This is a genomic window from Nonomuraea sp. 3N208, from assembly GCF_052245935.1.
Taxonomy (GTDB): domain Bacteria; phylum Actinomycetota; class Actinomycetes; order Streptosporangiales; family Streptosporangiaceae; genus Nonomuraea.
This window is the reverse complement of sequence record NZ_JBQQBR010000079.1, coordinates 1-26,256: the sequence shown is the minus strand read 5'-3', so window position 1 is coordinate 26,256 and position 26,256 is coordinate 1. Positions and strand designations below refer to the sequence as shown.

General features: G+C 72.1%; 27 protein-coding genes and 3 tRNA genes. 24 read left to right on the top strand and 6 right to left on the bottom strand.

What is annotated here, in order from left to right; genetic code table 11:
- Nucleotides 1-6 precede the first annotated feature (6 nt).
- Nucleotides 7-1,191: a Rid family hydrolase gene (locus ACTWPT_RS57465; RefSeq protein ID WP_443186014.1), complete on the top strand. Its 1,185-nt coding sequence runs from the start codon at nucleotides 7-9 to the stop codon at nucleotides 1,189-1,191.
- Here ACTWPT_RS57465 and hutH read toward each other — a convergent pair.
- The 3 genes from hutH to ACTWPT_RS57450 form a co-directional block, all read right to left on the bottom strand.
- The gene (gene hutH, locus ACTWPT_RS57460; RefSeq protein ID WP_443186013.1) at nucleotides 1,172-2,722 is read right to left on the bottom strand and encodes a histidine ammonia-lyase; all 1,551 of its coding nucleotides are present in this window, start codon (nucleotides 2,720-2,722) and stop codon (nucleotides 1,172-1,174) included. The genes ACTWPT_RS57465 and hutH overlap by 20 nt on opposite strands.
- A 19-nt stretch (nucleotides 2,723-2,741) precedes the next feature.
- Complete coding sequence (locus ACTWPT_RS57455; protein ID WP_443186012.1) at nucleotides 2,742-3,449, bottom strand: ArsR/SmtB family transcription factor; 708 nt, start codon at nucleotides 3,447-3,449, stop codon at nucleotides 2,742-2,744.
- A gap of 80 nt (nucleotides 3,450-3,529) precedes the next feature.
- Nucleotides 3,530-4,081: a hemerythrin domain-containing protein gene (locus ACTWPT_RS57450; protein ID WP_443186011.1), complete on the bottom strand. Its 552-nt coding sequence runs from the start codon at nucleotides 4,079-4,081 to the stop codon at nucleotides 3,530-3,532.
- Nucleotides 4,082-4,183: 102 nt separating this feature from the next.
- On the opposite strand from ACTWPT_RS57450, the gene ACTWPT_RS57445 reads away from it, so the two are divergent.
- The 5 genes from ACTWPT_RS57445 to ACTWPT_RS57425 all read left to right on the top strand — a co-directional run bounded on the left by ACTWPT_RS57445 (nucleotide 4,184) and on the right by ACTWPT_RS57425 (nucleotide 6,446).
- Nucleotides 4,184-5,383: a hypothetical protein gene (locus ACTWPT_RS57445; protein WP_443186010.1), complete on the top strand. Its 1,200-nt coding sequence runs from the start codon at nucleotides 4,184-4,186 to the stop codon at nucleotides 5,381-5,383.
- Nucleotides 5,384-5,409: 26 nt separating this feature from the next.
- Nucleotides 5,410-6,135 carry an SDR family NAD(P)-dependent oxidoreductase gene (locus tag ACTWPT_RS57440; protein ID WP_443186009.1) on the top strand — a complete coding sequence of 242 codons (726 nt, stop codon included), beginning with the start codon at nucleotides 5,410-5,412 and terminating at the stop codon, nucleotides 6,133-6,135.
- A 77-nt stretch (nucleotides 6,136-6,212) separates the two neighbouring features.
- Nucleotides 6,213-6,284: transfer RNA gene (locus ACTWPT_RS57435), tRNA-Gly, on the top strand.
- Nucleotides 6,285-6,299: 15 nt separating this feature from the next.
- Nucleotides 6,300-6,370 (top strand) — tRNA-Cys (locus ACTWPT_RS57430).
- Between the two features lie 4 nt (nucleotides 6,371-6,374).
- A tRNA-Val gene (locus ACTWPT_RS57425) sits at nucleotides 6,375-6,446 on the top strand.
- A 110-nt stretch (nucleotides 6,447-6,556) separates the two neighbouring features.
- Here the strand turns inward: ACTWPT_RS57425 and ACTWPT_RS57420 are convergent.
- The gene (locus ACTWPT_RS57420) at nucleotides 6,557-6,730 is read right to left on the bottom strand and encodes a hypothetical protein (RefSeq protein ID WP_443186008.1); all 174 of its coding nucleotides are present in this window, start codon (nucleotides 6,728-6,730) and stop codon (nucleotides 6,557-6,559) included.
- A gap of 129 nt (nucleotides 6,731-6,859) precedes the next feature.
- Between ACTWPT_RS57420 and ACTWPT_RS57415 the strand changes: the two genes are divergently transcribed.
- The 9 genes from ACTWPT_RS57415 (at nucleotide 6,860) to ACTWPT_RS57375 (ending at nucleotide 16,596) form a co-directional block, all read left to right on the top strand.
- On the top strand, nucleotides 6,860-9,406 hold the full coding sequence (locus ACTWPT_RS57415) for a hypothetical protein (protein ID WP_443186007.1): 2,547 nt from the start codon (nucleotides 6,860-6,862) through the stop codon (nucleotides 9,404-9,406).
- Between the two features lie 15 nt (nucleotides 9,407-9,421).
- Nucleotides 9,422-9,853 carry a nuclear transport factor 2 family protein gene (locus ACTWPT_RS57410; RefSeq protein WP_443186006.1) on the top strand — a complete coding sequence of 144 codons (432 nt, stop codon included), beginning with the start codon at nucleotides 9,422-9,424 and terminating at the stop codon, nucleotides 9,851-9,853.
- Between the two features lie 132 nt (nucleotides 9,854-9,985).
- Nucleotides 9,986-11,209 carry a rod shape-determining protein gene (locus ACTWPT_RS57405; RefSeq protein ID WP_443186005.1) on the top strand — a complete coding sequence of 408 codons (1,224 nt, stop codon included), beginning with the start codon at nucleotides 9,986-9,988 and terminating at the stop codon, nucleotides 11,207-11,209.
- Nucleotides 11,206-11,943 carry a rod shape-determining protein MreC gene (gene mreC / locus ACTWPT_RS57400; RefSeq protein ID WP_443186004.1) on the top strand — a complete coding sequence of 246 codons (738 nt, stop codon included), beginning with the start codon at nucleotides 11,206-11,208 and terminating at the stop codon, nucleotides 11,941-11,943. The genes ACTWPT_RS57405 and mreC overlap by 4 nt, the downstream gene beginning before the upstream one ends.
- 47 nt (nucleotides 11,944-11,990) lie before the next feature.
- Nucleotides 11,991-12,497 (top strand): rod shape-determining protein MreD, encoded by a 507-nt coding sequence (locus tag ACTWPT_RS57395; RefSeq protein ID WP_443186003.1) that lies wholly within the window; start codon nucleotides 11,991-11,993, stop codon nucleotides 12,495-12,497.
- A complete protein-coding gene (gene mrdA, locus ACTWPT_RS57390; RefSeq protein WP_443186002.1) occupies nucleotides 12,490-14,343 on the top strand; it encodes a penicillin-binding protein 2 in 1,854 nt (617 codons plus the stop codon). Before ACTWPT_RS57395 ends, mrdA begins: the two co-directional genes overlap by 8 nt.
- The gene (gene rodA / locus ACTWPT_RS57385; protein WP_443186001.1) at nucleotides 14,340-15,476 is read left to right on the top strand and encodes a rod shape-determining protein RodA; all 1,137 of its coding nucleotides are present in this window, start codon (nucleotides 14,340-14,342) and stop codon (nucleotides 15,474-15,476) included. Before mrdA ends, rodA begins: the two co-directional genes overlap by 4 nt.
- Nucleotides 15,477-15,526: 50 nt before the next feature.
- Nucleotides 15,527-15,949 carry a DUF4291 family protein gene (locus tag ACTWPT_RS57380; protein WP_443186000.1) on the top strand — a complete coding sequence of 141 codons (423 nt, stop codon included), beginning with the start codon at nucleotides 15,527-15,529 and terminating at the stop codon, nucleotides 15,947-15,949.
- Nucleotides 15,946-16,596, top strand: coding sequence for an NAD(P)H-binding protein (locus tag ACTWPT_RS57375; RefSeq protein WP_443185999.1), 651 nt, complete (start codon nucleotides 15,946-15,948; stop codon nucleotides 16,594-16,596). The genes ACTWPT_RS57380 and ACTWPT_RS57375 overlap by 4 nt, the downstream gene beginning before the upstream one ends.
- Here the strand turns inward: ACTWPT_RS57375 and ACTWPT_RS57370 are convergent.
- On the bottom strand, nucleotides 16,583-17,854 hold the full coding sequence (locus ACTWPT_RS57370; protein ID WP_443185998.1) for an MFS transporter: 1,272 nt from the start codon (nucleotides 17,852-17,854) through the stop codon (nucleotides 16,583-16,585). The genes ACTWPT_RS57375 and ACTWPT_RS57370 overlap by 14 nt on opposite strands.
- A 92-nt stretch (nucleotides 17,855-17,946) precedes the next feature.
- Here ACTWPT_RS57370 and ACTWPT_RS57365 point away from each other — a divergent pair, with 92 nt between their 5' ends.
- The 3 genes from ACTWPT_RS57365 (at nucleotide 17,947) to ACTWPT_RS57355 (ending at nucleotide 20,429) form a co-directional block, all read left to right on the top strand.
- A complete protein-coding gene (locus ACTWPT_RS57365; protein ID WP_443185997.1) occupies nucleotides 17,947-18,492 on the top strand; it encodes a CGNR zinc finger domain-containing protein in 546 nt (181 codons plus the stop codon).
- A gap of 97 nt (nucleotides 18,493-18,589) precedes the next feature.
- Entirely contained in the window at nucleotides 18,590-19,723 is a 1,134-nt protein-coding gene (locus ACTWPT_RS57360) for an LLM class flavin-dependent oxidoreductase (protein WP_443185996.1), read from the top strand.
- Between the two features lie 13 nt (nucleotides 19,724-19,736).
- Nucleotides 19,737-20,429, top strand: coding sequence for an FMN reductase (locus ACTWPT_RS57355; RefSeq protein WP_443185995.1), 693 nt, complete (start codon nucleotides 19,737-19,739; stop codon nucleotides 20,427-20,429).
- A gap of 75 nt (nucleotides 20,430-20,504) precedes the next feature.
- Here ACTWPT_RS57355 and ACTWPT_RS57350 read toward each other — a convergent pair whose 3' ends face one another.
- Nucleotides 20,505-21,425, bottom strand: coding sequence for a superoxide dismutase (locus ACTWPT_RS57350; protein ID WP_443185994.1), 921 nt, complete (start codon nucleotides 21,423-21,425; stop codon nucleotides 20,505-20,507).
- A 233-nt stretch (nucleotides 21,426-21,658) separates the two neighbouring features.
- Between ACTWPT_RS57350 and ACTWPT_RS57345 the strand changes: the two genes are divergently transcribed.
- Genes ACTWPT_RS57345 through ACTWPT_RS57320 form a run of 6 tightly spaced genes read left to right on the top strand, consistent with a single transcriptional unit; the run spans nucleotide 21,659 to nucleotide 26,249 of the window.
- Nucleotides 21,659-23,080, top strand: coding sequence for a M1 family metallopeptidase (locus tag ACTWPT_RS57345; RefSeq protein ID WP_443185993.1), 1,422 nt, complete (start codon nucleotides 21,659-21,661; stop codon nucleotides 23,078-23,080).
- 49 nt (nucleotides 23,081-23,129) lie between these two features.
- Nucleotides 23,130-23,642 carry a hypothetical protein gene (locus ACTWPT_RS57340; RefSeq protein ID WP_443185992.1) on the top strand — a complete coding sequence of 171 codons (513 nt, stop codon included), beginning with the start codon at nucleotides 23,130-23,132 and terminating at the stop codon, nucleotides 23,640-23,642.
- 28 nt (nucleotides 23,643-23,670) lie between these two features.
- Nucleotides 23,671-24,276, top strand: coding sequence for a cyclodeaminase/cyclohydrolase family protein (locus ACTWPT_RS57335; RefSeq protein WP_443185991.1), 606 nt, complete (start codon nucleotides 23,671-23,673; stop codon nucleotides 24,274-24,276).
- Nucleotides 24,273-25,109 carry a bifunctional 5,10-methylenetetrahydrofolate dehydrogenase/5,10-methenyltetrahydrofolate cyclohydrolase gene (locus tag ACTWPT_RS57330; RefSeq protein ID WP_443185990.1) on the top strand — a complete coding sequence of 279 codons (837 nt, stop codon included), beginning with the start codon at nucleotides 24,273-24,275 and terminating at the stop codon, nucleotides 25,107-25,109. Before ACTWPT_RS57335 ends, ACTWPT_RS57330 begins: the two co-directional genes overlap by 4 nt.
- Complete coding sequence (locus ACTWPT_RS57325; protein WP_443185989.1) at nucleotides 25,106-25,504, top strand: DUF5655 domain-containing protein; 399 nt, start codon at nucleotides 25,106-25,108, stop codon at nucleotides 25,502-25,504. The genes ACTWPT_RS57330 and ACTWPT_RS57325 overlap by 4 nt, the downstream gene beginning before the upstream one ends.
- Nucleotides 25,497-26,249: a type 1 glutamine amidotransferase gene (locus ACTWPT_RS57320; protein WP_443185988.1), complete on the top strand. Its 753-nt coding sequence runs from the start codon at nucleotides 25,497-25,499 to the stop codon at nucleotides 26,247-26,249. The genes ACTWPT_RS57325 and ACTWPT_RS57320 overlap by 8 nt, the downstream gene beginning before the upstream one ends.
- Nucleotides 26,250-26,256 lie beyond the last annotated feature (7 nt).

Below are 26,256 nucleotides of genomic sequence, written 5' to 3'. Positions count from 1 at the left end.
TGCCGCATGACATCTTTCATCGGACAGATTGCTTTTCTCGGGCAGGGACGCATGGGCGTCCCCATGGCCCGGCGGCTCGTGGCGGCCGGGCACAAGGTGACGACGTGGCGCCGCGGGACCGGCGTCTCCGTGGCCGCCGCGGTGGAGGGCGCGGACCTGGTCATCACCATGCTGAGCGACCCGCCAGCGGTACGCGAGGTGCTGGCGGCGGCGCTGCCGGGGCTGCGAGCCGGCGCGACGGTGGTCGAGATGTCCACGATCGGCCCGGAGGCGGTGCGCGGGCTGCGGACGTTACTGCCTGCCTCGATCACCCTGGTGGACGCGCCGGTGCTGGGCAGCGTCGGCCCCGCCGCCGACGGCACGCTGACCGTGCTCGCCGGTGGCGACCTGTCGGGCTGCCGCGAGGTGTTGTCCGTGTTCGGGTCCGTGCGCGAGCTGGGGCCGCTGGGGGCGGGCGCGGCCATGAAGATCGCCGTGATGAGCGCGATGGTGCCCGCGCAGGTGCTGCTGGCCGAGACCTACGCCTACGGCCAGGCGCACGGCGTGGACCGCGAGGCGCTGATCGACGTGTTGTCGGGCACCCCGCTGGGCGTGCTGGCCGAGCGGCTGCGCGTGCCCGCGGAAGAGACCCGCTACTCACTGGCGCATGCGGCCAAGGACCTGGAGCTGGCGGCGTGGGAAGGCGGGTCGCTGGCCACGGCGGCACGCAAGCGGCTGCAGGAGGCGCGGGCGGCCGGGTTCGGCGACCGGGACCTGACCGCCATCCTGGAGCACGCCGGAGGCGGGCGCGCCGCGCGTGCGGTGCCGGTCAACGTGCCGACGATCCCGGCGACGAACGGCATGTACTCGCACGCCGTCCGCGCCGGCGACACGCTCTACGTCTCCGGCGTGGCGGCCTTCGACGAGAGCGGGAAGGTGGTCGGCGAGGGCTCGATGGCGGCCCAGGCCGAGCACGTCTTCCAGGTCATCGCGCGCATCCTCGCCGATCAGGGCGCCACGTTCGACGACATCGCGTTCATCAGGACCTACCTCACGGACATGGACGCCCGCGCCGAGTACGGGGCGGTGCGCCGCGCGTACCTCACGGGCACGCCCCCGGCCAGCACCACCGTGGAGGTGTCGAAGTTGTTCATGCCCGGCTTGCTGCTGGAGGTGGACCTGATCGTGGCGCTCAGTCCAGGGGGCCGGTGACCGACTCGGCGGCGGCCACCACTCCCCCGTCGGCCACCAGACGCACGGCGCAGTCGATCTCCGGCGCCAGGAACCGGTCGGGCCCCGGGGCGGGCACGGTCTCACGCAGCGCCTTGACCACGGCCGCCGTCGCGGGCGCGGGCACCAGCGGGGCACGCAGGTCAAGCGCGCGGCCGGCGGTGAGGACCTCGACGGCCAGCACCCGGGTCAGGCCGTCGATCGACCTGCGCAGCTTGCGCGCGGCCGACCAGCCCATGGACACGTGGTCCTCCTGCATGGCCGAGCTGGGAATGGAGTCGACGCTGGCGGGCACGGCCAGCCGCTTCAACTCGGAGACGATCGCGGCCTGCGTGTACTGGGCGATCATGTGCCCGGAGTCCACGCCCGGGTCGTGGGCCAGGAACGCGGGCAGCCCGTGGTTGCGCGCCACGTCCAGGAACCGGTCGGTACGGCGCTCCGACATCGAGGCCAGGTCGGCGGCCACGACGGCCAGGAAATCCAGGACGTACGCGACCGGCGCGCCGTGGAAGTTGCCGTTGGACTCCACCCGGCCGTCGGCCAGCACGGCCGGATTGTCGACGGCGCTGGCCAGCTCCCACCCGGCCACGGTGGCGGCGTGCGCGATCGTGTCGCGGGCGGCCCCGGCGACCTGGGGGGCGCAGCGCAGCGAGTAGGCGTCCTGGACGCGGGTGCACGCCTCGGGGTCACGGTGGCTGGCCATGATCCCGGAGTCCTCGAGGATCTTCATCATGTTGGCGGCGGAGCGCGCCTGCCCCGGGTGCGGGCGCAGGGCCTGCAGCTCGGGGGCGAACACCCGGTCGGTGCCCAGCAGCGCCTCCACGCTCATCGCCGCGCTCACGTCGGCGGTCCTGACCAGCCTGGTGAGGTCCTCGATGGCGAGGACGAGCATGCCGAGCATGCCGTCCGTGCCGTTGATGAGCGCCAGGCCCTCCTTGGCGGCCAGCTCGACCGGCTCGATGTGGGCCTGCTTGAGCGCCTCGGCGGCGGGCAGCATGTTGCCGGATTTGTCGCGGACGACGCCCTCGCCCATCAGAGTGAGCGCCACATGCGCCAGCGGCGCCAGGTCGCCCGAGCAACCGAGGCTGCCGTACTCGTGCACGATCGGCGTGATCCCGGCGCTGAGCAGCGCGGCCAGGGTCTTGGCGGTGTTCGGCCTGATGCCGGTGTGGCCGGAGGCGAGCGTGCGCAGGCGCAGCAGCATGAGCGCGCGCACGACCTCGGTCTCCACCTCGGGGCCGCTGCCGGCCGCGTGGGAGCGGACAAGGGAGCGCTGGAGCTGGGTACGGAGCGCCGGGTCGATGTGCCGGGTGGCGAGCGCCCCGAACCCCGTCGAGATGCCGTACGCGGGCACCGGGCTCTCAGCCAGCTCGTCCACCCGCTGGCGGGCGGCCGACATGGCGGCCACCGCGTCGTCGGTGAGCCGGACGGCGGCCCCGTGCCGGGCCACCTCGATCACGTCATGGAAGGTCAGGGGCTCAGGGCCGACGTTCACGACGCCGTTGTCGCGCATGGTGGGTCTCTCTCACTTGCTAGGTAACCGGCGTATGCGATGTTAGCTCCTTACTTGGGAACAATGCCGACAACCCCTCCCTGCCCTCGTCGGTGAGGAGCACCGCCCTGGGCACGCTGCCGCGCCGGAGCCATCCGCGGTCGAACAGCGCCTCGGTGATCGCCGCTCCCAGCGCACCACCCAGGTGGGACCTGCGCTCGGTCCAGTCCAGGCACTCGGGTGCGAACCTGCGCCGCGAGCGCCGCGCGCCCGCCACGTCCACGCCGAGCCCCGCCAGCAGCCGCTCGCCCGCGCCGGTCAGGTCCTGCGCCGCGTAGTAACCGCCCTCCCTGAGCCCGTCGAGCAGCCCCACCCCGGCGCGGCCGGCGAGGTGGTCGTAACAGGTGCGGGCCTCCTCCAGCAGCCTCGCCTGCCGGGACTGGCGCAGAGAGCGCACCGGCGGGCGGGCGCTGATCCTGGCCAGCACCTCCAGCACCTCGGCCACCTCGTGCCCGGCAAGCCGGTAGTAGCGGTGGCGGCCCTGGCGCACGACGTCCACCAGCCTGCCGTCGAGCAGCCTGGCCAGGTGCGCGCTGGCGGTGGCGGCGCTCACGCCCGCCACCCTGGCCAGTTCGCCGGCCGCCAGCGCCCGCCCGTCGAGCAGGGCCGTCAGGATGGCCGCCCGGGTCGGGTCCGCGATGAGCGCGGCGACGGGCGCGATGTCGGCGTCTCGCGCGATGTGTTCCACGCCTCCGACGGTAATACGCCGATATTTCGCCAGGCGTCGAAGGATGCCCGGCGGGATTCTCCCGAGGTCTTCCGCGGCCTTCAGGTCCTGCCGAGGGCCTTGCGGATCAGCTCGCGGGCCCGGTCCATCACCGCCATGGGCGGTCCCAGCAGCATGTTCTTGGTGGCCGACTCCGTGCCGGGGTGCGGGCGCACCGGCGCGAGGGTCTCGGCCGCCCGTACCGCCGCCGCCATGGCCCGCCGCTCGGCCGTGGAGGTGCTCTCGCGCAGCTTCGCGAACTCGTACCGCTCCTCGCCCCGCGCGTGCGCCGTGACGGCGGTGCGCAGCTCGGCGAGGCGCTCCCAGAACCGGGGATGGTCCACGCCGTCGTTGTACAGGTCGAGGAGGAGCCGCTTGGCGTGGTTCTCCTCGTGCAGCCGGTCGGCGACCACGCCCTGCCCGTTGTCGAGCTTCCTGCGCGCGTACGGGTGGACGATCTCCTCCTCAGCGGTCTCGTGCACGGACAACATCCGCGTCAACCGGCCGAAGGCCGCCTCCACCTTGTCCGGCGGCGCCTGCTCGACCTCGTCGAACAGATCCCTGATCTGCCCGTGCTGGGCCGTCAGCAGCTCGATCACATCATGTTCAGCCACGTCAGCGCCCTACCCCGGGCCCGCGGAAGGCACGCGTTTCCTTACCGAACGCGGGCCGTTGGAGGACTTAACACGGAGAATGCGCCGGGTACGGGCGGCGATATGGCCTTCGACCCGTTGCAGGAGCGGGGTATCCCGCTGGACGAGCAGCTACGCGACTGGCGCGAGCTGAACGTCACGCCCATCGACCCCGACCACGCCGACCCGTACACCCGGTGCCGGATCATCACCATGAACGGCATCGAGACGGAGGCGATCCTCTTCAGCCACCAGCTGGCCCGTCACTGCCCGGACATCGAGGCCAAGCGGCAGCTGGCCCGGGTGCGCTACCTCGAGGCCCAGCAGCAAAAGGTGGTCAACTGGCTGCTGCCCGGGGTCGCCTCGGTGCTGGAGACCACCATCGCGTACGAGCAGGTCGCCGTGGACCTGACCTCGTGGGTGGCGCGCATGGAGCCGGACCCGTACCTGCGGCAGGCCTACCAGTTCGGCGTGCTGGAGGACTTCGACCACCTCTACCGGTACGCCAACCTGTACGAGATGATCGAGCACCGCAAGGCCGAGAAGATCGTCGACAACCTCACCGAGGTCATGCCGGGACGGCCCACCTACATGCATCACCGCGACCCCGTGGACAACGTGCGGGAGCCGTACGACCGCACCACCACCGAGCCGCTGTCCCGCCTGCACGCACTGACGATCATGGCGGCCGAGCAGCAGACGATGAACTTCTACATGAACGTCGGCCCGATGTACATGGAGCCGATCGCCCGCCAGCTGTATCAGGAGATCGCGCTCATCGAGGAAGAGCACGTCACCCACTACGAGTCGCTGGTCGACCCCGGTGAGAGCTGGTGGGAGATGCTGCTCAACCACGAGTACAACGAGTGCTACCTGTACTACTCGTTCATGGAGACGGAGTCCGACCCGAAGGTGAAGAACATCTGGGAGCTGCATCTGAGCATGGAGCTGGAGCAGCTGCGGCTGGCGGCCGAGATGTTCAAGCGGTTCGACGGCCGCGATCCCGAACAGGTGCTGGCACCCGCCCTGCCGCCGCCGGTGACCTTCGAGCCGAACAAGGCCTACGTCCGTGACCTGATCGCCACCCAGATCGACCAGACCACGCTGGGGACGGGCTACGTGCGGGAGGCCCACGAGCGGTTCTCGAAGATGCAGGACGCGATCATGGGCGGCGAGCAGCCCCCGTCGGAGCGGGTCATCGACGACAACCGCGCCGTCTCCGGCCAGGAATACCGCCTGGAGACCGAGGGGCCGCATCCGGCGGACCTGCAGCCCACCCGCTGACCGGACGGGTGGCTAAGGTCTGTTCCATGACCTTAGTCGCCCTTGTCACCGGCGCCTCCCGCGGCCTGGGAGCCGTGATCGCGCAAAGGCTCGCCGCAGACGGCCTGGCCGTCGCCGTCAACTCCCGTAAGGACGCCGACGGCGTCCAGCAGGTCGTGGACGCCATCCGCGCCGCCGGCGGCGTCGCGGAGGGCTTCCTCGCCGACGTCACCGACGAGAGCGGCGTAGCGGGCCTGGTCGACCGGATCGCCGGACGGCTCGGCCCGGTGGGCGTGCTGGTGGCCAACGCCACCGGCCCGCAGCCCTCGATCCCGCTGGAGGACCTCACCTGGGAGGCCCACCTCGACCAGCTCCGCTTCTTCGTCAAGAGCCCCACGCTGCTGGTGCAGGCGGTGCTTCCCGGCATGCGGGAGCGGGGTGGCGGCCGGGTCATCCAGATCGGCTCCGACATCGTCGATCGCAACCTGCCCGGCATGTCGGCGTACATCGCGGCCAAGGGCGCCCAGCACGCGCTGACCGAGGCGTGGGCACGCGAGCTGGGCCCGTACGGCGTCACGGTCAACGTCGTCGCGCCCGGCTGGATCCCCGTGGAGCGGCACGCCGACCTCGACCAGAGCGGCTACCTGGAGGAGGTGCCGTTGCGCCGGATGGGCACCCCGGAGGACGTGGCGGCGGCGGTGTCGTTCCTGGCCTCGGACGGTGGCGCCTTCATCACGGGCCAGCGTGTCACGGTCAACGGCGGCCACAGCTGACGTGCGCGGGCGTAATCCAGTTTGGGGACTCGGCCAGGATTCGCTAGAGTTCTCTCGTCGCCCCGACGGGGGCGGACGCGGAAGTGGCTCAGTGGTAGAGCATCACCTTGCCAAGGTGAGGGTCGCGGGTTCGAATCCCGTCTTCCGCTCGGAGCTTCCGGCTCGGTGGCGTGGCCGAGAGGCGAGGCAGCGGCCTGCAAAGCCGTCCACACGGGTTCAAATCCCGTCGCCACCTCACTGGACGATTAGCTCAGCGGGAGAGCGCTTCCCTGACACGGAAGAGGTCACTGGTTCAATCCCAGTATCGTCCACTCTGCTTCATCGAGAAGCCAGGTTCGCCGATCACGAACCTGGCTTCTCGCATGTCGAAGGCATACGCGCCGGCCACCTGCGGCCTTGTCCAGCCGGACAACGGACGGCTTCAGCGTTCGGCTCTGCCCGGCGGACGGTCCCTCAGGGTGCCGAGGCCGGCGTCTTGGGCCGCGGCCAGCACGCGGCCGCCCGTCGAGGCCCCGAACACCACCTGCCCGGCCGCCACCGACTCCAGCGACCGCACGATGTCCGCCCCGGTCGCCTCCCCCTCGTGTCGGCGCATCTGGGCGTGAGCGTGCTGGCGGCGTTCCGGCTGGCGCGACTGCTCCGGCAGCGGGTGAAGCGCCTCTGACGTGGGCGGCTGTCCGGTCCACGCACGGGTTCGCGCTGGGCGGGCAGTTACCGGGGCGTGGTGAAGTCGACTGGCATGTTCCTGCTCGCGGCCGCGGGTTCCGCGTTCGCCGTCTCGGGCCTCGCCGCCCTGCCGCCCGTGGGCGGGTTCCTGCTCGGCCGGCCGTTCGTGGGGGCGCTGGTGTTCCCCGGCCTGGGCCAGGGGCCGGCGCTGATCGCGGTGGTCACGCTGGCGGGATTCTCGGTGACGCTCACGGCCGGGGCGTATGCGGTGTTCCGCTGGTCCGGCTTCGGGCCGTCGCGGGTGGGGCTGGTGGCCTGCTGGTCCCTGGCGGGCGGGCCCGCCGGCGTGATCGCGGTGCTGGCGTGGGCACCGGAGCTCGGGGCGCGCGGGTCGGCGTTCGCCGACGCCGCGCCGTACGCCGCCTCCTGGGGGATGGCGACGGCGCTGGTGGCCGCGCTCGCGGCGCTGGCGGTGACGCGGACCCTGCCCGCCTCTCCCCCGCCGCCGGCCAAGCGGGTGTTCCGGCCGCGCCGGTGGGTGCTGCCCTGCCTGGTGCTCGGCTGGGCGCTGGTGTGGAGCGTTCTCATCAGGGACCAGGAGCCGCTGCTGGCCTGGCTGCCGCTCTCGCTGGGCTACTTCGACCAGGTGGCCGCGGTGCTGTCGGCCGTCGTGGCGAGCTACCTGGAGGGGGCGCTGCGCCGGCGATTACCGGTGGAGGGCCGGCCGGGGCGGGCGTTCGTGCTGGCGTGGATCGCGCTGTGCGCGGCCCCGATCGTGTACGCGGCCGTGGTCGCGATCGACCGCGGCATGCGGGAACCGCTCCTCGCCGACCCGCTGAACGCGGCCTGGGCGGTGGAGTACGCCCGCGACATCGGGGCGGCACTGGTCGCCGAGCCCGCGCAGATCGCGGTGCCGCCGCTGCTGCTCGCGCTGGCCGGCACCGCACTGCAGCTGGTGCTCCCGGGAAAGGACCGCGAGCCCACGCCGCCGGATCCGGTGCGGCCCGACCGGCGGTGGAGCCTGCTCGTGGCGGGGGCGGCGCTCGCGATGACGTACTTCTGCCTGGCCGTGACCTCGCGCTACGCCGGGCTGACGCGGCGGACGTACGACGACGCGACGCCGGTGCCGGTGCGGGCGCTCGCCTTCCTCGCCCCGCCGGACCCCGTGCTGGGCAGGACGGCCGTGGTGTGGTTGTGGACGGTGACGGCGGTGTTCGCGGTGTCGGCGGCGGTTCTCGTCCATCTCGCGGTACGGGGGCGGCTCGTGCGGCTCTTCCCCGCCTCCGACTACCTGGTGCTGGTGGGCGCGCTGGCACTGGCGGCGGCGGTGGGCTGGAACGCGGGCAGCGTGATCGCGTACGCGGTGACCGGTGAACGGCTGCTGGGCGTCTCCCCGGCGAGGGAGGCGGCGCTCTTCACGGGGGTTGTCGTGCCAGGTTTGGCGGCGTTGTTATTCATCGTGCACTCACAGGTGGGCTTGACCAGGTTCGTACGGATCGTCGAGCTCGAGGAGGAGGAGACCTGGGGGACGCTGGCCGAGCGGTACCGGGCCTGGAAGGAGCAGGTCCGCGAGCACGTGCCGGCCCGGCGGGAGCGCGCCGTGGCCGCGATGCGGGTGGCCGGGGCGGCGCTGGCGGTGGTGGTGGCGGCGGGGGCGGTCCGAGGGTTCGGCGTGGAGCCGTACGCCGAGGCCCCCGGGAGCGGGGTCTTCGTGACGGCTCCCGCCGTGTCCGTCGCGCAACCGCCACTGGAGAATCTCTCCGGCGCGCTCTACGTCGTGCTGCTGGCCGGGCTGGTCTCTCTCGTCCTGGCGCGGTCGAACGCCACAGGACTCCGCTCGTGGGCGGCCGTGTGGGGGTCGTCGGTGGTGGCGGGAGGGCTGGCGAGCCTGCCGCTGGACCCGGTGGCGGGCCTGCAGGCGGGGTTCGTGGCGGGGCCGTTCGTCGTGGCGGGGCTGGCGGCGCCGGTGCCGAGGAAGGTGCTGCTGGCGGGGGCCGCCGTGCTCGTCGCCGTGGCGGCGGCGCCCCTCGTGCGAGGGACCCCGCCCGCGTTCGTGATCACCTCGGCCACCTGGCGGGAGCAGCGGCCGCGGCTCACGATCGACGTCTCCTACCCGCGGGCCTCGGGCGGAGACGCGCGGCGGGTCAACGCGGCGTTGTTCGCGCCGGTCAGGGACCACCTCGACGACACGTTGCGCGACCTCCGCGCGAACCCGGCCGCCCACGGGGTCGTGAGCGGCACCCACGTCGTGGTACGCGACGACGCTCGGGTGATCTCGGTGCGCTACCTGCTTGCGGGCGAGCAGTGGCGGGCGGTCACCTACGACGTGGCCGCGGGGCGGGAGCTCACCGTCCGGGAGATCTTCGCCCCTGTCGCCTTCACCCCGGCGGGCAGGAGGCGGCTGGCCGCCGCGCTGCGGCCCCTCATGCCGGCCCGCCAGATCCCGCGGACCGTGAGCGTGGACAACGAGCGCCTGCTGGTCAACCTGGGCAAGGGCACGGTGGAGTTCACGTTCGGCCGCGGCTACTTCTGCACCGGCTGCGAGCCGTTCACCGTACGGGCCTCGCGGGAGCGGCTGGCCGGGCTGGTCACCGAGGGCTTCTAGCGCGACGATCACACCATGGACGCTCAGGAGATCGCCGACCGTTTGGAGATCGCGGACCTGCTGGCCCGCTACACCCGCGCCATCGACTCCGGCCGATGGGAGCTGCTCGACGAGGTGTTCAGCGAGGACGCGCTGATCGACTACACCTCCGCGGGCGGTGTGAAGGGCACACGGGAGGAGGTCAAGACGTGGCTGGCCGAGGTGCTCACGCACTGGCCCGGCCGCCTCCACCTGATCGGCGCCCCCCTGATCGACTTCCACGACGGGGAGGCGCGGGTGAGCGCGCCCTTCACCGACACGCTCGCCCCGACGCGCGAGATGGTCGCGGCCGGCACCGAAGGGTTCCTGCACGGCGGCGGCTGGTATCACCACCGCATGCGCCGCACGCCCGCCGGATGGCGCAGCACGGAGCTCGTCGAGGAGCAGAGCTGGCGCACCGCCCGCTGAGCGGGACCGGGACTGACCTGCGGTGATGGGGCAGCTACAGAGATATTGCGTTTGTGGTCAAACGGCTCAGGGCAGCGCGAGTGCGGGCAGTGTCCCCCTGCCCCTTACCGGGTCGAAAGGGCTGTGCGGCACATGGCATTCGCATTGGGTCTTCTCGGTCATGACATAGCGGTCGACTTAGGCACCGCCAACACGCTGGTCTACGTCCGCAGGAAGGGCATCGTGCTCAACGAGCCCTCCGTCATCGCGATCAACCTTCACAAGAACACCGTCGTGGCCGTCGGCAAGGCGGCCAAGCGCATGATGGGTCGTACTCCCCCGCACATCGCCACGATCAGGCCGCTCAAGGACGGCGTGATCGCGGATCTGGACGCGGCGGAGCGCATGTTACGCATGTTCATCCAGAAGGCGCACCCCAGCAGGTTCCTCGCCAAACCCCGGATCGTGGTGGCGGTGCCGAGCGGCACCACCTCCATCGAGCAGCGGGCGGTCAAGGAGGCCGCCTACGAGGCGGGCGCGCGGCGGGTGCACATCATCGAGGAGCCGATGGCCGCGGCGATCGGCGCCGGGCTGAAGGTCGGCGAGGCCACCGGCAACATGGTGGTCGACATCGGCGGCGGCACCACGGAGGTCGCCATCGTGTCCATGAGCGGCGTCGTGGTCGCCAAGTCGTTGCGGGTGGGCGGCGACGAGCTGGACGAGGCCGTCATCACCTACGCCAAGAAGGAGCACGCGCTGCTGCTCGGCGACCGTACGGCCGAACGGCTGAAGATCGATCTGGGCATGGTGCGGCCCGCGCCCTCCCGGGACGCCGAGATCACGCCCCGGGGCCGGCACCGGGTGGGCGCCTACGGCGAGGACTCCCTGCCGTCGATCGTGGTGGAGGACGAGGAGCCTGAGCCGCCGGCCGCCCCGCGCCGGTGGAACCCGTTCCGGTCCAGGCCCAGGCAGGACGCCGTCCTCCCGGCCGCCGCGCCGCGGGCCATCTCCCCGGACGCCAGCGCCCCCGTACGCGGCCGCGACCTGGTCAGCGGGCTGCCGAAGACGGCGACGATGACGTCGGAGGAGATCGGCGAGGCCATCGAGGACCAGGTGCAGACCATCATCGACGCCGTGCAGACGACACTCGACCAGTGCCCGGCCGAGCTGGCGGGCGACCTGCTGGACAACGGCATCGTGCTGACCGGCGGCGGGGCGCTGCTCCGCGGCCTGGCCGAGCGGATGGGCCAGGCCACCGGCATGCCGATCCGGGTCGTGGACAAGCCGCTGTACTCGGTGGCGCTGGGCGCGGGCCGCTGCGTGGAGCGGTTCCAGGCGATGCGTGACGTGCTGCTGCCCGATTGGTCGCGGCGGTGAAGCGGGCGCTCATCCTGCTCGTGTTACTCGCCGGAGTCCTGCTTGTCGTGGTGGACCGGACGCTGATGCCGCTGGAGCCCCTGCGGGCGGCCGGCTCGACGGTGTACGGCACGGTCGAGAGCGCGATCGGCACGGTGACCAGGTCAGTCGGCGGCGAGGGCCGCCTGCGGGCGCTGGAGCAGGAGAACGCGCGCCTGCGGGCTGAGCTGGCCGCGGGCGGGACCAAGAGCCGGCCGGCCACGGCGCCGGCGCCCTATCGCGGCGTCTCCGCGCACGTGGTCGGATACGGGCAGGGCAGGAACGTCACCATCGACGCGGGATCGGCGGCGGGCGTCACCCGCGACGTGACGGTGCTGAACGCCGACGGCCTCGTGGGCAAGGTCAGCTGGGCCGGACCCGCGACCGCGTCCGTGTCGCTGATCACCGATCCGGGCTCATCGGTGGGCGCCCGCATGGCGGGCTCCGGCGAGCTGGGCGTCGTGACGGGAGTGCCGGACGCGGGCCTGCTGCGGCTGAGCCTGTTCGACCCCAACGCGCCGCTCGAGGTCGGCGACCAGGTGGTGACGCTCGGGTCGGCCGGCGGCCGGCCGTACGTGGCCGGGCTGCCCATCGGCACGGTCGCGCAGCTCGAGCGCGTGCCCGGCGCGGCCACCCGCACGGCGCTGGTGCGGCCCGCCGCCCGGCTGTCCGCGCTCGACCTGGTCGCGGTGGTCGTGCCCGATCCCGGGAGGTGAGCCATGCGGCTGGTTTCTCGCCGGTGGCGGCGCAGGGGAGGTGAGCCGTGCTGGTGCTGTTCCTGCTCGTGGCGCCGCTCCTGCAGGTGCTGCTGATCAACAGGTCGCCGTGGGGCGGTCCCGACCTGGTGGCGCTCGCCGTGGTGTGGCTGGCGCTGTCCAAGGGGCCGGTCTGGGGCGGCGTGGCCGGGCTCGCCGGCGGGCTGGCCGCCGACGTGACGCCGCCGGCCGACGGCACGGTGGGGCGCACGGCGCTGGTGCTGGCGGTGACGGGCCTGCTGGCCGGCCGCTGGCGGCAGGGCGCCCCCCTGCCGGAAGGGCGGACGCGGGAGCGCAATCCGCTGCTGGTGGGCGCGGCCGGCGCCGCCGTCGGCACGCTGCTGCAGGCCGGCGCGGCCGTCGCGCTCGGCGACGAGGCGTGGCGGGCGGCGCTGACGGCGCTGCCGTGGACGCTCGGGTGGACGGTGGCGCTCGGGGCGCTGGTGAGCGCCGTGTTGCTGCGCCGACGGCGGACTCACGAGGCCGAGCCCAGGGTGGCGATGCGGCGTGTCTAGGGCCAGGTTGTTCGTGTTGCGGCTGGTCGTCCTGGCGATGGTGGCCACGCTGGTGGGAAGGCTGTGGTTCCTGCAGGTGGTCAGCGGGGCCGAGTACGTGCGCGCGGCGGCGGACGTGCGGATCAGGACCGTGCCGGTGCCGCCCGTGCGCGGGCAGATCGTGGACGCGGCCGGGCGTCCGCTGGTGACGAACCGGACCAGGCCGGTGGTCACGGTGGACGCGGTGGCGCTGGCCCACCAGCCCGACGGCGGGCGGGCGGTGCTGGAGCGCCTCGGCGAGGTGCTGGACCAGCCGTACCGGCAGATCGCGGAGAAGGTCCGGTTGTGCGGGCCTGAGGTGGCGCAACCGTGCTGGCAGGGCTCACCGTACGAGCCGATCCCCGTCGCCGAGGACGTCACGGCGCAGACGGCGCTGCAGATCAGCGAGCGGCAGCAGGACTTCCCCGGCGTGCGCACGGAGCTGCGGCCGGTGCGGGTCTACCCGTTCGGCGCGGCGGCGGCGCACACCCTCGGGTACGTGCAGGGCGCCAAGGGCCGCGACGGCCTCGAAGGCGTCTACGACCGGGAGCTGGCCGGCCGCGCGGGGCGCCGCGACGTGGCCGTGGACAACACCGGGCAGGTCACCAGGACGCTCCGCCAGGACCCGCCCGTGCCCGGCAACACGCTCGTGACCAGCCTCGACTCCCGCATCCAGACCATCGCCGAGCAGGCGGTCGCCAAGGCGCTGACCACCAGCGGCGCGAAGTCGGGCGCGGCCGTGGTGATGGAGTCGCAGACCGGCCGGCTGGTCGCGCTGGCCGGGCTGCCCGCCTACGACCCGGCCGTGTGGACCGACGGCGTGACCGCCCGCGAGTACAAGCGGCTGCCGCTGCTGTCGCAGGCCGTGCAGGGCGAGTGGGCGCCGGGCTCGACGTGGAAGGTCTCCTCGGTCGCGGCGGCCGCGAACGCCGGGTACGGGCTCGGCGCGCTCTACGACTGCCCCAGTGGCTACACGGTGGGCAACCGGGTGTTCAGGAACTTCGCCAGCGCCGACCTCGGCCTGATGACCATGCACGGTGCTCTGGTCGAGTCCTGCGACACGATCTTCTACCGGCTGGCCGACCAGCTGTGGGAGCGCGGGTCCGAGGCGTTGGAGAAGACCGCGCGCGGATTCGGCTTCGGCAAGCCGACCGGCGTGGACCTGCCCGCTGAGGCGGCCGGTGCGGTGCCGGACCGCGCCGCGAAGAAGGCGCTGTGGCGGGCCACCCGCGAGGAGAGCTGCCGCCGGGCCGTCAAGGGCTACCCGGAGATGGCCGACCGGGGGCGGGCGGCGTACCTGACCGCGATCGCCAAGGAGAACTGCCGCGGCGGCGGCGTGTGGCGGGGCGGCGACGCGGCCAACTTCTCCATCGGGCAGGGCGGCGTGCTGGTCACGCCGTTGCAGCTGGCCCGCGCGTACGCGGCCGTCGCCAACGGCGGGACGCTGCACAGCCCCCGCGTCGGGATGAAGGTCGTCCGGCCCGACGGGACCACGGTCGAGACCATCACGCCGCCGGTGGCCGGGCGGCTGCCGGCCTCGGCGGAGACGCTGCGGTTCATGAGGAACGCGCTGAGCCAGGTCCCGAGGAAGGGCACGGCGGAGGGCGCGTTCAAGGGGTTCCCGTTCGGCAAGGTCGCGGTGGCCGGGAAGACGGGGACGGCGGAGTCGTTCGGGCATCGCGACACCTCCTGGTTCGCGTCGTTCGCCCCCGATCCCGCCTACACCGTGGTCGTCGTGCTGTCGGAGGGCGGCCGGGGCGCGGAAGGCGCGGCGCCGGCGGCCCGCGACATCTGGGAGGGCATCATCGGTCTGAGGGAGCGGCGATGATCGCGGTGGCGGGGAGACGGCGGGTCGTGTGGGCGCCCACGCTGGCGGCGCCCGACTGGACGCTGACGCTGCTGGCGCTGGCCCTGTCCGTGGTGGGGCTGCTGCTGGTGTGGTCGGCCACGCGGATGGAGGGCGACTACGGGCTGCTGATCAGGCAGGCGGTGAGCGTCGGGCTGGGCCTTGTCCTGATGTGGTTCGTGTCACGGGTCGATCTGCGGGTGCTACGGGCGTACGTGCCGCTGGCGTACGTGCTGGCGCTGGTGTCGCTGGCGGGTGTGCTGACGCCGCTCGGGGTGCGGGTGAACGGGGCGCACTCGTGGATCGTGCTGGCGCCCGGGGTGCAGTTCCAGCCGTCGGAGTTCGCCAAGGTGGCGCTGGCGCTGGCGTTCGCGGTGCCGCTCGGGGAGCTGCGTGACGGGCAGAGCAGGCCCGGGTTCGGCGGGGTGCTGCTCGCGCTGGTGCTGGCCGCGGTGCCGATCGGGCTGATCGCGTTGCAGCCGGACCTGGGGACGATGCTGGTGTTCGCGGCCATGGTGAGCGGGGCGCTGCTGGTGTCGGGGGCGCCCAAGCGGTGGCTGCTGGTGCTCGTCGCGGGCGCCGTGGGCGCGGGGGCGGCGGCGTGGAAGCTGGGGCTGGTGCGGCCGTATCAGCTGGAGCGGCTGCTCGTGCTGGCCAACCCGGGAGCCGACCCGGGCGGTGTGGGGTACAACGCCGCCCAGGCGCGCATCGCGATCGGCTCCGGCGGCCTGTCCGGCAAGGGGCTGTTCAACGGCGAGCAGACCGCCGGGCACTTCGTTCCCGAACAGCACACCGACTTCATCTTCACCGTCGCGGGCGAGGAGTTCGGCTTCGCCGGGGCCGCGGCCATCGTGCTGGCCATCGGCGTGCTGCTGTGGCGGGGGTTGTCGATCGCGCGGCACAGCGCCTCGCCCTACGGGGCCGTGCTGGCCGGCGGCGTGGTGTCGTGGCTGGCGTTCCAGACGTTCGTGAACGTGGGCATGACGGTGGGATTGATGCCGATCGTGGGCGTGCCGCTGCCGTTCGTGTCGTACGGCGGCTCGGCCACCGTCGCAGGACTGCTGGCGATCGGGCTGCTACAGGCCGTGCACCGGACCAAGGCCATGCAGCCATAGGCGTCTTAACCGGTTGCCGTCCTTTTGCGATCTTGGGCAGGCTTGCGGGCATGAACGTGCCCTACCGCTGCGGCTACGCCGCCAAGCCCCGCCAGGAGCGGGTGCTGGCGATCGAGCTCAGCCGCGGCGGCTTCGAGTGGTCCCTGGAGCACTCGTGTCTCAGCCACGACGACGGGCGTCCGGACTGGACTTCCCGGATGCGGCACAGCCCGGTGCGGATCCAGTGGGATCCCGAGCGGGGGCCGCACCATGAGGCATTGGCGTACCGGTCCATCCAGATCGGCCTGTCCGGGGAGGCCGTGCGGCGTTATGTGGACGAGTGGACACTGGCGATCATCGACGTCACGGAGCCGGCTCGGGAGGTTCATGCGGCGGTCCGGCGCCGCGCGGACGTGAGCGGACTGCTGCCCGCCGAACGGCCGTATCCTCTGCCTGATGGCATAGGCGAGACGATCGGGGCGAGCCCGGCGTGAACGTGATCATCTTTGGGGCGACCGGCATGGTCGGTCGCGGCGTGCTCCGGGAGTGCCTGCTCGACGAGCGGGTGTCGGCCGTGCTCGCGGTCGGCCGCTCCCCGACGGGGATCGACCACCCCAAGCTGCGGCACATCATCCACGGCGATCTGCTGGACCTGGCGTCCATCGAGGAGCGCCTGACGGGTTTCGGCGCGTGCTTCTTCTGCCTGGGCGTCTCGTCGGCCGGGATGAGAGAGAAGGACTACCGGCACATCACCTACGACTACACGATGTCCGTGGCGAACACCCTGGCCAGGCTCAATCCCGGGTCGACTTTCGTGTACGTGTCGGGGGCCGGGACCGACGCTCGCGGGCGGGCGATGTGGGCCAGGGTGAAGGGGGAGACCGAGAACGCGCTGCTGGCGCTGCCGCTGGAGGCGTACATGTTCCGGCCCGGCTTCATTCAGCCCCTGCACGGCGTCACCTCGCGTACCCGGCTCTACCGGCTGGCCTACGTCGCCAGCCGGCCGTTGTACCCGCTGTTCCGGCTGCTCTTCCCGGCCGCGGTGATCACGACGGAGCGGATCGGGCAGGCCATGATCACGGTTGCCGAGCGCGGCGCGCCCAAGCGGATCCTCGGGCCGGCGGACATCAACGCATTGTGACCGCCAGCGGGCGCGGGGCGAGCGGGATGGCCAGCAGCGCCGCCGCCGCGGCCAGCGCCCACACCGCCTCCCACGAGGCGGCCGCCAGGACGACGGGGATCAGCAGCGGGGTGAGGAACGCGGCCCCGAACACCGTCGTCCCTTCCAGGCCCAGCGCCGTCCCTGCCCTGTCCGGTCCCGCCATGGCGGCGATCTCCGTGTAGGCGATGCCGTGCCAGGAGTTGGCCAGCAGGCCGCCGAGCGCCAGGGCGGCGACCGTGACCGGAGTGGGGGCTTGTGTCAGCACGGCGGCGGCCGCCATGGCGATGCCGGTGAGGACGCCGATGCCGCGCAGGTACGTGCGGCGGTTTCCGCGCCGGTCGGTGCGCCGGCCCGTCCAGATGCGGGCCGCGCCGCCGCCTATCTGAGCGATCAGGATCGTGACGCTGGCCAGTGCGACGCCCTGGCCCTTGGCGTCGTGGAGAAAGATCGCGGTGAAGGAGAGGACGGCGAACTGCGGGACCGTCAGCAGGGCGCTGGCCAGCGCCACCCGCCAGACGTCCCAGCGCAGCAACGGCGAGCGGGTCACGGCCCGCGCCGGCACCGACTCCTTGCGCGCCGTCGCGACCTCGCGCCCCACGGCCGGCGCGTCGGAGATGGGGAGCCAGCGCCAGGTGGCCGCTGCGGCGAGCAGGCAGAGGGCGGCAGGAAACGCGTAGACGGCGCGGAAGCCGTACGAGTGGGCCAGCCAGGGTAGGACGGCCACGCCGAGCGCACCGCCGGCCGGGATGGCCGTCTGGCGGATGCTCATGGCCAGTCCCCGCTCACCGTCCGCGAACCAGGTCATGATCGCGCGGCCCGAGGCGCCGTTCACGCTGCCGCCCAGCGCACCGGCGGCCAGCAGGCACGCGGCCAGCGCGGCGACTCCCGCGCCGTCCCCGGGCGTGACCGCCGCGGCCATCAGAGCCAGTAGCGCGCCGGTCGAGGTCAGCCCGATCAGCAGGACGCGCCGGTCCCCGTACCGGTCGGTCAGCAGGCCCCACACGATGTCGGACACGGCCACACCCAGGCCCAGGCACGCCAACGCCAGCCCGAGGTCCCCGATGGACAGGTGGTAGCCGGCACGCATCGCGATCCCCGTGACGGGGATGCCGGCGAACATGGCCGCGAAACTGGCCTGCGCCCCGACGCCCACGGACAACACGACCCACCGATGCCCGGCCCCGTACCGGCGGCTCATCCTGCCACCGGCGGCCGAGAGAGGCGTCGTCGTCGCCACAAGCCACCATCCCTTCATGAAATAACCGGAGTTGATGGTTACTCACCCTTCCAGCAGCCAAAGTAACTTGTCCATCCGGTTACTATGGGAACGTGGACTTCACCTTCGTCAGCGGAAACCTCGGGCTCGACCTGGCCGGCACGATCGGCCACCGCCGCAGCGAGCGCATCGACCTGCTGGCCACGCCCGCGGACCTGGCCCGGTGGACGGTCGCGGCCGGACTCCTCGACGTGCCGCCCGCCGCGACCGGCGACGACCTCCGCTCGGCGAGCACATTGCGCGAGGCGATCTACCAGCTGGCGTCCGCGGCTCGTACCGGCGCCCCGTTCGACGCGGCCGACCGGGAGGTGCTCAACCGGGCCGCTCAGCACCCGCCGGCGACCGTCAGGCTGAGCGAGACGGGAGGCCTCGAGCACGCCGGCGATCTGCGTGCCGCGCTCGCCGGCGCGGCACGGGCGGCCGTCGAACTGCTCGGCGGTCCGCAGGCCGCACTGATCAGGGAGTGCGAGGCCGCACCCTGCACCCGGCTCTACATCGACGCCTCGCACCGGCGCACCCGCCGCTGGTGCGACATGCGCGGCTGCGGCAACCGGGCCAAGGCGGCGGCGTTCCGCGCCCGCGCCCAGCGGCAGGAGTGACCACGCACGGATCCCCATGCCCGATGATGGAATAACCCAGGAGGCGTTCGCGCTACCGTAGCCGTCAAAGATTCAACAGTCATGGATGGTGACTAAAGTGCAGTTCGGAATCTTCAGCGTGGGCGACGTGACCATGGACCCCACGACGGGCAGGACGCCGACCGAGCACGAGCGGATCAAGGCGATGGTGACGATCGCGCTCAAGGCCGAGGAGGTCGGGCTTGACGTGTTCGCGACCGGCGAGCACCACAACCCGCCGTTCGTGCCGTCCTCCCCCACGACCATGCTCGGCTACATCGCGGCCAAGACCGAGCGTCTCGTCCTGTCCACCGCCACGACGCTGATCACCACCAACGACCCGGTGAAGATCGCCGAAGACTTCGCCATGTTGCAGCACGTGGCGGACGGGCGGGTGGACCTCATGATGGGCCGGGGCAACACCGGGCCCGTCTACCCGTGGTTCGGCCAGGACATCAGGCAGGGCATCCCGCTGGCCATCGAGAACTACGCGCTGCTGCACAGGCTGTGGCGCGAGGACGTGGTGGACTGGGAGGGCCGCTTCCGCACGCCGCTGCAGGGGTTCACGAGCACGCCGCGGCCGCTGGACGAGGTGCCGCCGTTCGTCTGGCACGGCTCGATCCGCAGCCCGGAGATCGCCGAGCAGGCCGCCTACTACGGTGACGGCTTCTTCGCCAACAACATCTTCTGGCCGAAGGAGCACTTCATGCGGCTGATCCAGCTGTACCGGCAGCGCTACGCCCACTACGGGCATGGCACGCCGGAGCAGGCCATCGTGGGGCTCGGCGGCCAGGTGTTCATGCGCAAGAACTCCCAGGACGCGGTACGTGAGTTCCGCCCGTACTTCGACAACGCCCCCGTGTACGGCCACGGGCCGTCGCTGGAGGAGTTCATGGACGAGACGCCGCTCACCGTGGGCAGCCCGCAGCAGGTCATCGACCGGACGCTGCAGTTCCGCGAGTTCTTCGGCGACTACCAGCGCCAGCTGTTCCTCATGGATCACGCCGGGTTGCCGCTGAAGACCGTGCTGGAGCAGCTCGACCTCCTCGGCGAGGCGGTCGTCCCGGTGCTGCGTGCGGAGTTCGCCAAGGGCAGGCCGGCCGAGGTGCCGGACGCGCCCACGCACGCCTCCCTGCTCGCGGCCAAGACGGCCGCCGCCGCCACCGCCACGACCGCCATCACCGCCACCGCCGCCGCCACCGTCGAAGCCTGAGGAAGGGGACATCATGAAGCTGGTCGTCGTCACGGCGGGGCTGACCCAGCCCTCCGCGACCCGCCTGCTCGCCGACCGCCTCGCCGAGGCCGTGACCCGACGACTGGCAGACCATGAGGCGCCGGCGGCGGCGCAGCGGCAGCCCTCGGCCGGCCGGGAAGCGCCGCTGTCGGGCCCGGCCGATCTGGCGGCCGTCGAGCCGCGGGTGATCGAGTTGCGTGAGCTGGCCGTGGACATAGCGAACGCGTTCGTGACCGGGTTCCCCAACGCCCGGCTGCGCGCGGCGATCGAGGCGGTCACGGAGGCCGACGGGCTCATCGCGGTCACGCCGATCTTCAGCGGGTCCTACAGCGGGTTGTTCAAGTCGTTCTTCGACGTGGTCGACAACACCGCGCTGGCGGGCAAGCCCGTGCTGATCGCCGCCACCGGCGGAACCGCCCGCCACTCGCTGGCTCTGGAGCACGCGTTGCGGCCGCTGTTCTCGTACCTGCGCGCCGTCGTCGTCCCGACCGCCGTGTACGCGGCCGCGGAGGACTGGGGCGGCGCAGGCGACTCCTTCACCGACGGCCTGGGCGAGCGCATCGAACGCGCCGCCGGCGAACTGACCGACCTGCTCCTGCACCGCGCGCCCAGCGCGCGGGCGGAGCAGGAGGAGATCGTCGTGCCTTTCGAGGAGCAGCTGGCGGCGCTGCGCCCGCCGCGCTGAGACGGCTCGGATGGCCGACCACGCGGGCCACCGCCCTGCGCGGCGAACGCCAGGGCGGTGGCCTGCCGATGCCGATCAGGGCTTGATCGCCACCACGTTGTACGTCGTGTCAGGCGTCGGCGTGGTGGTGAAGCGGGCGTTGGGCAGGTAGAGGCGCGTGCCGTACTTGGCGACCGTCGTCGGGACGTCGAAACGCGGATCGGTCAGGCGCTTGACGATCTTCCCCGACGAGCCGTCGGCGGCCAGGCCGATGACGGCGACCGTGTTGAGGCGGTTCAGCACGGCGTACAGGGTGCGGCCGGACAGCAGCAGCCCGTCGCCGTTGGCGAGCGACTCGCCGCCCAGGTCCACCTCCGTGGTGACGCCGGTGGACGGGTCCACCTCGAACAGCTTGCCGGTGTTCGACTGGACGATCAGCAGCGACTTGCGGTCGGGGCTGGGCGCGATGCCGTTGGCGTTGTTACCTGTCGTGTACTGGATGGCCCCGCTGAGCGGGATCTTGACGGCCTCGTCGGGCAGCACGCCGCCGCGGGCGAGCGCGAGCTTGTACAGGACGGGGTTACGGGAGTCGGTGAAGTAGGCCGCGTCGCGCGTGAGGATCACGTCGTTGACGAACGCAGGGTCGGTGGTCAGCTTGTACGACTTGACGACCTCGCCGGTACGCAGGTCGATCACGCGGGCGTCGCCGCCCGTCCCCCCGGCCACGAACAGCCGGCCGCGCCCGTCGGTCTTGAGCCCGAGCGACGGGGTGCCCGGGCCCTTGCTGATGACCGATCCCTCACCGGTACGCAGGTCTGCCCGGTAGATGTCGCCGGTCGCGCGGGAGCCGAAATAGGCGTGGGGCCCGCCCCCGATCGCGATCCCCTCCGGCTGGAACCCGTTGGGCAGCGCGAACGTGTCCGGCTTCGCGGTGGCCTGCGCCGCGAGCCCCGGCACGCTGCCGAGCAGGAGCACGATTAAGGCGCTGATTGCGGTCTTCAGGATCGCGGATCTCATGCGGCCCACGATGCCCGTCCCACCGGCTCCGGCAAAGGGCTGCTGCGTGCTTCACAGGGAGTTTGCAGAAAGGATCTGGCGCGTGCTGCTCTCATCGGTGATCTCCCTGTTCGCGGGGCCGGCAGGAGGGCCTTGCCAGGGCCCTTGCTCACCTGTCGGGATGCGAAAAGCTCTTGTGGGTGATGGTGGGAATCGTTACCTTTGCCCGAATGCGGAGGCCCCCCTTATTACTCATGACCCTTGCGCTGACCGTTGCGGGCTGTAGTTCACCCCCGCCCATCGCGAAGCAAGCACAAAGCGCCAAGCCGGTGGCCGAGGCGCCGCGTCCTGAGGTGGACCTGAGCGCGTACCAGAAGGGCAGGTCGCAGCCCGTCAAGGACCCGGTGTTCCCCGCCTACGGCAACCCGGCCATCGACGTGCTCCACTACGATCTGGCGCTGGACTGGAAGCCGGCGAGCCGCACGCTCTCGGGCACGGCGAAGCTCACGATCCGCGCGGCCAAGCCCGTCACCGGCGTCACCCTCGACTTCGGGCGGGCGCTGAAGGTGGACCAGGTCACGGTGAACGGGACGGGCGCCCGGCCGCGGCGGACCGGGGACGACCTGACCATCCCGCTGGCTAAGCCGCTGAAGGCCGGCGAAGGCGCCGTCGTGACCGTGCGCTACCACGGCCGGCCTCGGCCCGTCGACGCCAAGCAGCGGCGCAAGGACATCAACATGCTCGGCTTCCGCACCGGCGCCGGCGGCCGGGCGTGGGCGCTGCAGGAGCCGTTCGGGGCGTTCACCTGGTTCCCGGTCAACGACCATCCGTCGGACGAGGCGCTGTACGACGTGGCGATCACGGTGCCCAAGGGCTGGTCGGGCGTCGCGCACGGCACGTACAAGGGCAAGACCACGAAGGGCGGGACGAGCACGTTCCGCTGGGAGTCGACCGATCCCGTGGCCAGCTACCTGACGGTGTTCGCGGCCGACAAGTTCCGCATGTTCAAGGACAAGGGCCCGCGCGGCATCCCGATCACGTACTGGATCCGCCCCCAGGACATGGCCAAGACCCTTCCCGTCGCCCGCCGGATGCCGGCGATCATGAAGTGGCTGGAGAAGAAGCTGGGCCCGTACCCGTTCCCGAGCGCCGGCCTGGTGGCGACGAGCGACTCCGGCATGGAGACGCAGCAGATGATCGCGCTCGGCCCTCGCTACATGGAGCCGTCGGTGGTGGCGCACGAGCTGGCGCACCACTGGTTCGGCGACACCGTCACCCCGCGCACCTGGCGTGACATGTGGCTGAACGAGGGTTTCGCCATGTACTTCGAGATGCAGTGGTACGCCGACGACCAGGGCGGCTCGATCGACACCTACATCGCGAACATCCGCCGCCTGGACGCCGAGCTACGCAGGGAGAGCGGTCCGCCGGCCAGGTACCGGCGGGACTCGTTCGGGCAGAGCAACGTCTACTACTGCCCGGCGATCATGCTGCACGAGATCAGGGAGCGGATCGGCGACAAGAAGTTCTTCGGGATGACCACGGCGTGGCCGCAGGAGCACCGCAACACCACCCAGGACCGGGCTTCGTTCACGAAGTGGATCAACCAGCACACGGGCAGGAACTTCACCAAGCTCATCGACACGTGGCTGGACTCCAAGACCACCCCACGCTGAGGGATCGAGCACGGTAGGTTAGGGCGTAACCACACAAACGGGGTTTGTCATGTCAAATGGTGCCCGTCATGTCCTCGGAGTGGTCGCTGGGCTGCTCCTTCCTCCCTTGATCGCCGCCGGGCTGTGGTTCGGCGTCGGCGAGCTCCGCTACGCGACCGCGCAGTTCCAGCTCTCCTGGGCCGGCGTGGGCGCGCTCGTCGGCGCCGGGATCGTCCTGGCGTTCCTCGCCGGCTCGCGCCTGTCGCCCGTCGCCTCGCTCCTCGGCGGCCTGTCGTTCACCGCTCTGGGCGTCCTGCCCCTGCTGGAGATGATGATGGGCGTGCGGCTGCTGCCGCAGAACCTGCTGCCCGACCTCCTGGAGACCGGCTACCTCACCCTCGGCTTCACGGGGCTGCAGCTGGTCCTCGGCGTGTTGCTCCTTCTGGTCTCGGCCTTCCCGTCACGCTGGCGCTCCAGCGCCGAGCCGACGGTCTACTCGCCCGCCTACGGTGAGGCGCCGTCGCCGTACCTGCCGCCGCAGAGCGGCACCGAGGACGCCACGCGGCCGATGTACCGCGATTGAGCACCGCGTGGCCTGGCAGAATGCCGCCATGCGCGATTTGAAGATCGTCGACTTCCTGGCCGAACTGGCCGACCGGCGGCCCGCTCCGGGCGGCGGCGCGACGGCGGCCCTGCACGCCGCCCAGGGCGCCGCGCTGCTCGGCATGGTCGCCCGCTACAGCACCGGTGAGAAGTACGCCGATCACGCCGAGACCATCGTCGCCGTGATCGCCGAGACCGACACGCTGCGGGCGCGGGCGGTGAGACTGGCCGAGGAGGACGCGGCGGCGTTCACCGCGGTCACCGACGCCTACCGGCTGCCCAAGGGCGAGCAGCGCAGCGCCGCGATCGCCGCCGCGCTGATCGGCGCGGCCGAGCCGCCGGCCCGCGTGACCGAGATCGCCACGCGGGTGGTCGAGCTGTGCGAGCTGCTGCTGCCGATCGGCAACCGCAACGTCGTCACCGACGTGGCCGCGGCGGCGGAGGCGGCACGCGCCGCGCTCACCACCGCCAGGGTGAACGTCGAGGTCAACCTCGACGGGATCAAGGACGAACGACTACGCGAGAAGCTGAACATCCGTCTCTCCGGCGTGGACTCGGCCGTCGCCAGAGCAGACTGGGTGACCTCCGAGGTACGCGAGGAGATCAACCCGTGAAGACGCTGACCGGCAAGGATTTGGCCGCCGCCATCCGCGCCCAGACGCAGGCCGAGGCCGCAGCGGCCACCCAGCCGCGGCTGGCCGTGGTGGTGGCCACGGACGACGAGGCGAGCCTGTGGTATGTCCGGTCGATCGCCAAGGCGGCGGCCGGCGTCGGCATCGCCTGCGACGTGGTCGACCTCGGCCCTGACGCCCGCCCGGAGCAGATCAGCGAGACGCTGGCCAGGCTCAGCCGCGATCCCGGCGTGCACGGCGTGATGCTGCAGACCCCCTTGCCCGCAGGAGCCTCGGCGCACTATCTGACCGGGGCCATCGATCCGGACAAGGACGTCGACGGCGCCAACCCGCTCTCGCTCGGCCGGCTGGCAGCCGGGCTGCCGGCGTTCCCGCCCGCCACGGCGGCGGCCGTCATGGCCCTGCTCGACCACCATCAGGTGGAGCTGGAGGGTCGGCGGACCGTCGTGGTCGGCCGCTCGACCGTGGTCGGCAAACCGCTCGCCCACCTGCTGCTCGACCGGCACGCCACCGTCACCGTCTGCCACTCCCGCACCCGCGACCTGGCCGCCGTCACCTCCACTGCCGAGGTGCTGGTCGCGGCCGTCGGCCGCGCGGGGTTGATCGGCGCGGGGCACGTCGCGCCGGGCGCGGTCGTGATCGACGTCGGCACCAACCCGACCGACGACGGCGGGCTGACGGGCGACGTCGACTTCGACGCGGTCGCGGGCGTGGCCGGGGCGCTGACCCCGGTGCCCGGCGGCGTCGGCCCGGTGACGACCGCGCTGCTGCTGCGCCACACCGCCAGGGCGGCGAACATGCCATGGCGGCCGTGAAGCGGTGGATCTGCCCGCAATGCGACCGCGAGTTCTCCCGCGCGCGGCAGTCGCACGTGTGCGTGCCCGGCTGCACGGTGGACGAGACGTTCGCGCCCTACCCTCCCGTCTACCGGGAGATCTACGACCGGCTGATCGCGCGGCTGGGGCCGATCCACGAGGATGCGGTGCGGGTGGGCGTGTTCCTCAAGAGCGAGCGGAAGTTCGCCGAGATACGCCCGAAGGCCCGGAGCCTGTCCCTGGAGCTGGTGCTGACCAGGCGGGTCGAGCATCCGCTGATCGCCAGGACGTTACCCATGCCGGGCGGCCGCACGGTGCATTTCTTCAAGCTCACCAGCGTGACCGACGTGGACGAGCAGATCGTCGAGTGGATGGCGGAGGCGTGTGATGGGTGACGTGCTGGTCGTGCAGAACAGCCGGAGCGGCGGCCCGGCCCGGCTGGGCGACTGGCTGGCAGAGGCCGGGCACGAGCTGGACGTCGTGCTCGCCCACGACGGCGCTCCGCTGCCCGATCGGCTCGGCCACGACGCCATGATCATGCTGGGTGGTGGCTACCTGCCGAGCGATGACGACCGGGCCCCGTGGCTGGCGGACGCCCGGCGGCTGGTGGGACAGGCGCTCGCCGAGGAGGTGCCGCTGCTCGGCATCTGCCTGGGCGGGCAGATGATCGCCGAGGTGGCGGGCGGCGAGGTCACCGGCGACACCGGCGCGCCGGAGAACGGCAGCATCCCGCTCACGATCAGGCCGGAGGCCGCCGGCGACCCGCTCTTCCGCGCGCTACCCCCGGTGGTGCCTGCCGTGGAGCACCACAAGGACGCGGTCACCGCCCTGCCCACGGGCGCCGTCTGGCTGGCGGAGACGCAGGCGTGTCCGTACCAGGCGTTCCGGGTGGGCGAGCGGGCGTGGGGCGTGCAGTTCCATCCCGAGGTGCTGCCCGCCCGCATCAGGGAGTGGCGCGCGGACGGCTTCGACCCCCACGAGGTCTACGCCAGGGCGCTGGCCGACGAGCCGGTGTCCACGCCGATCTGGCGCGAGGTGGCGATGCGCTTCGCCGCGCTCGTCACCGAACGTGCCAGCGCGTGTACGAGTCCCGGCCCAGAGCGTGCCGTCAGCGCGTGTACGTATCCCAGCCCAGCTTGAGCGCCAC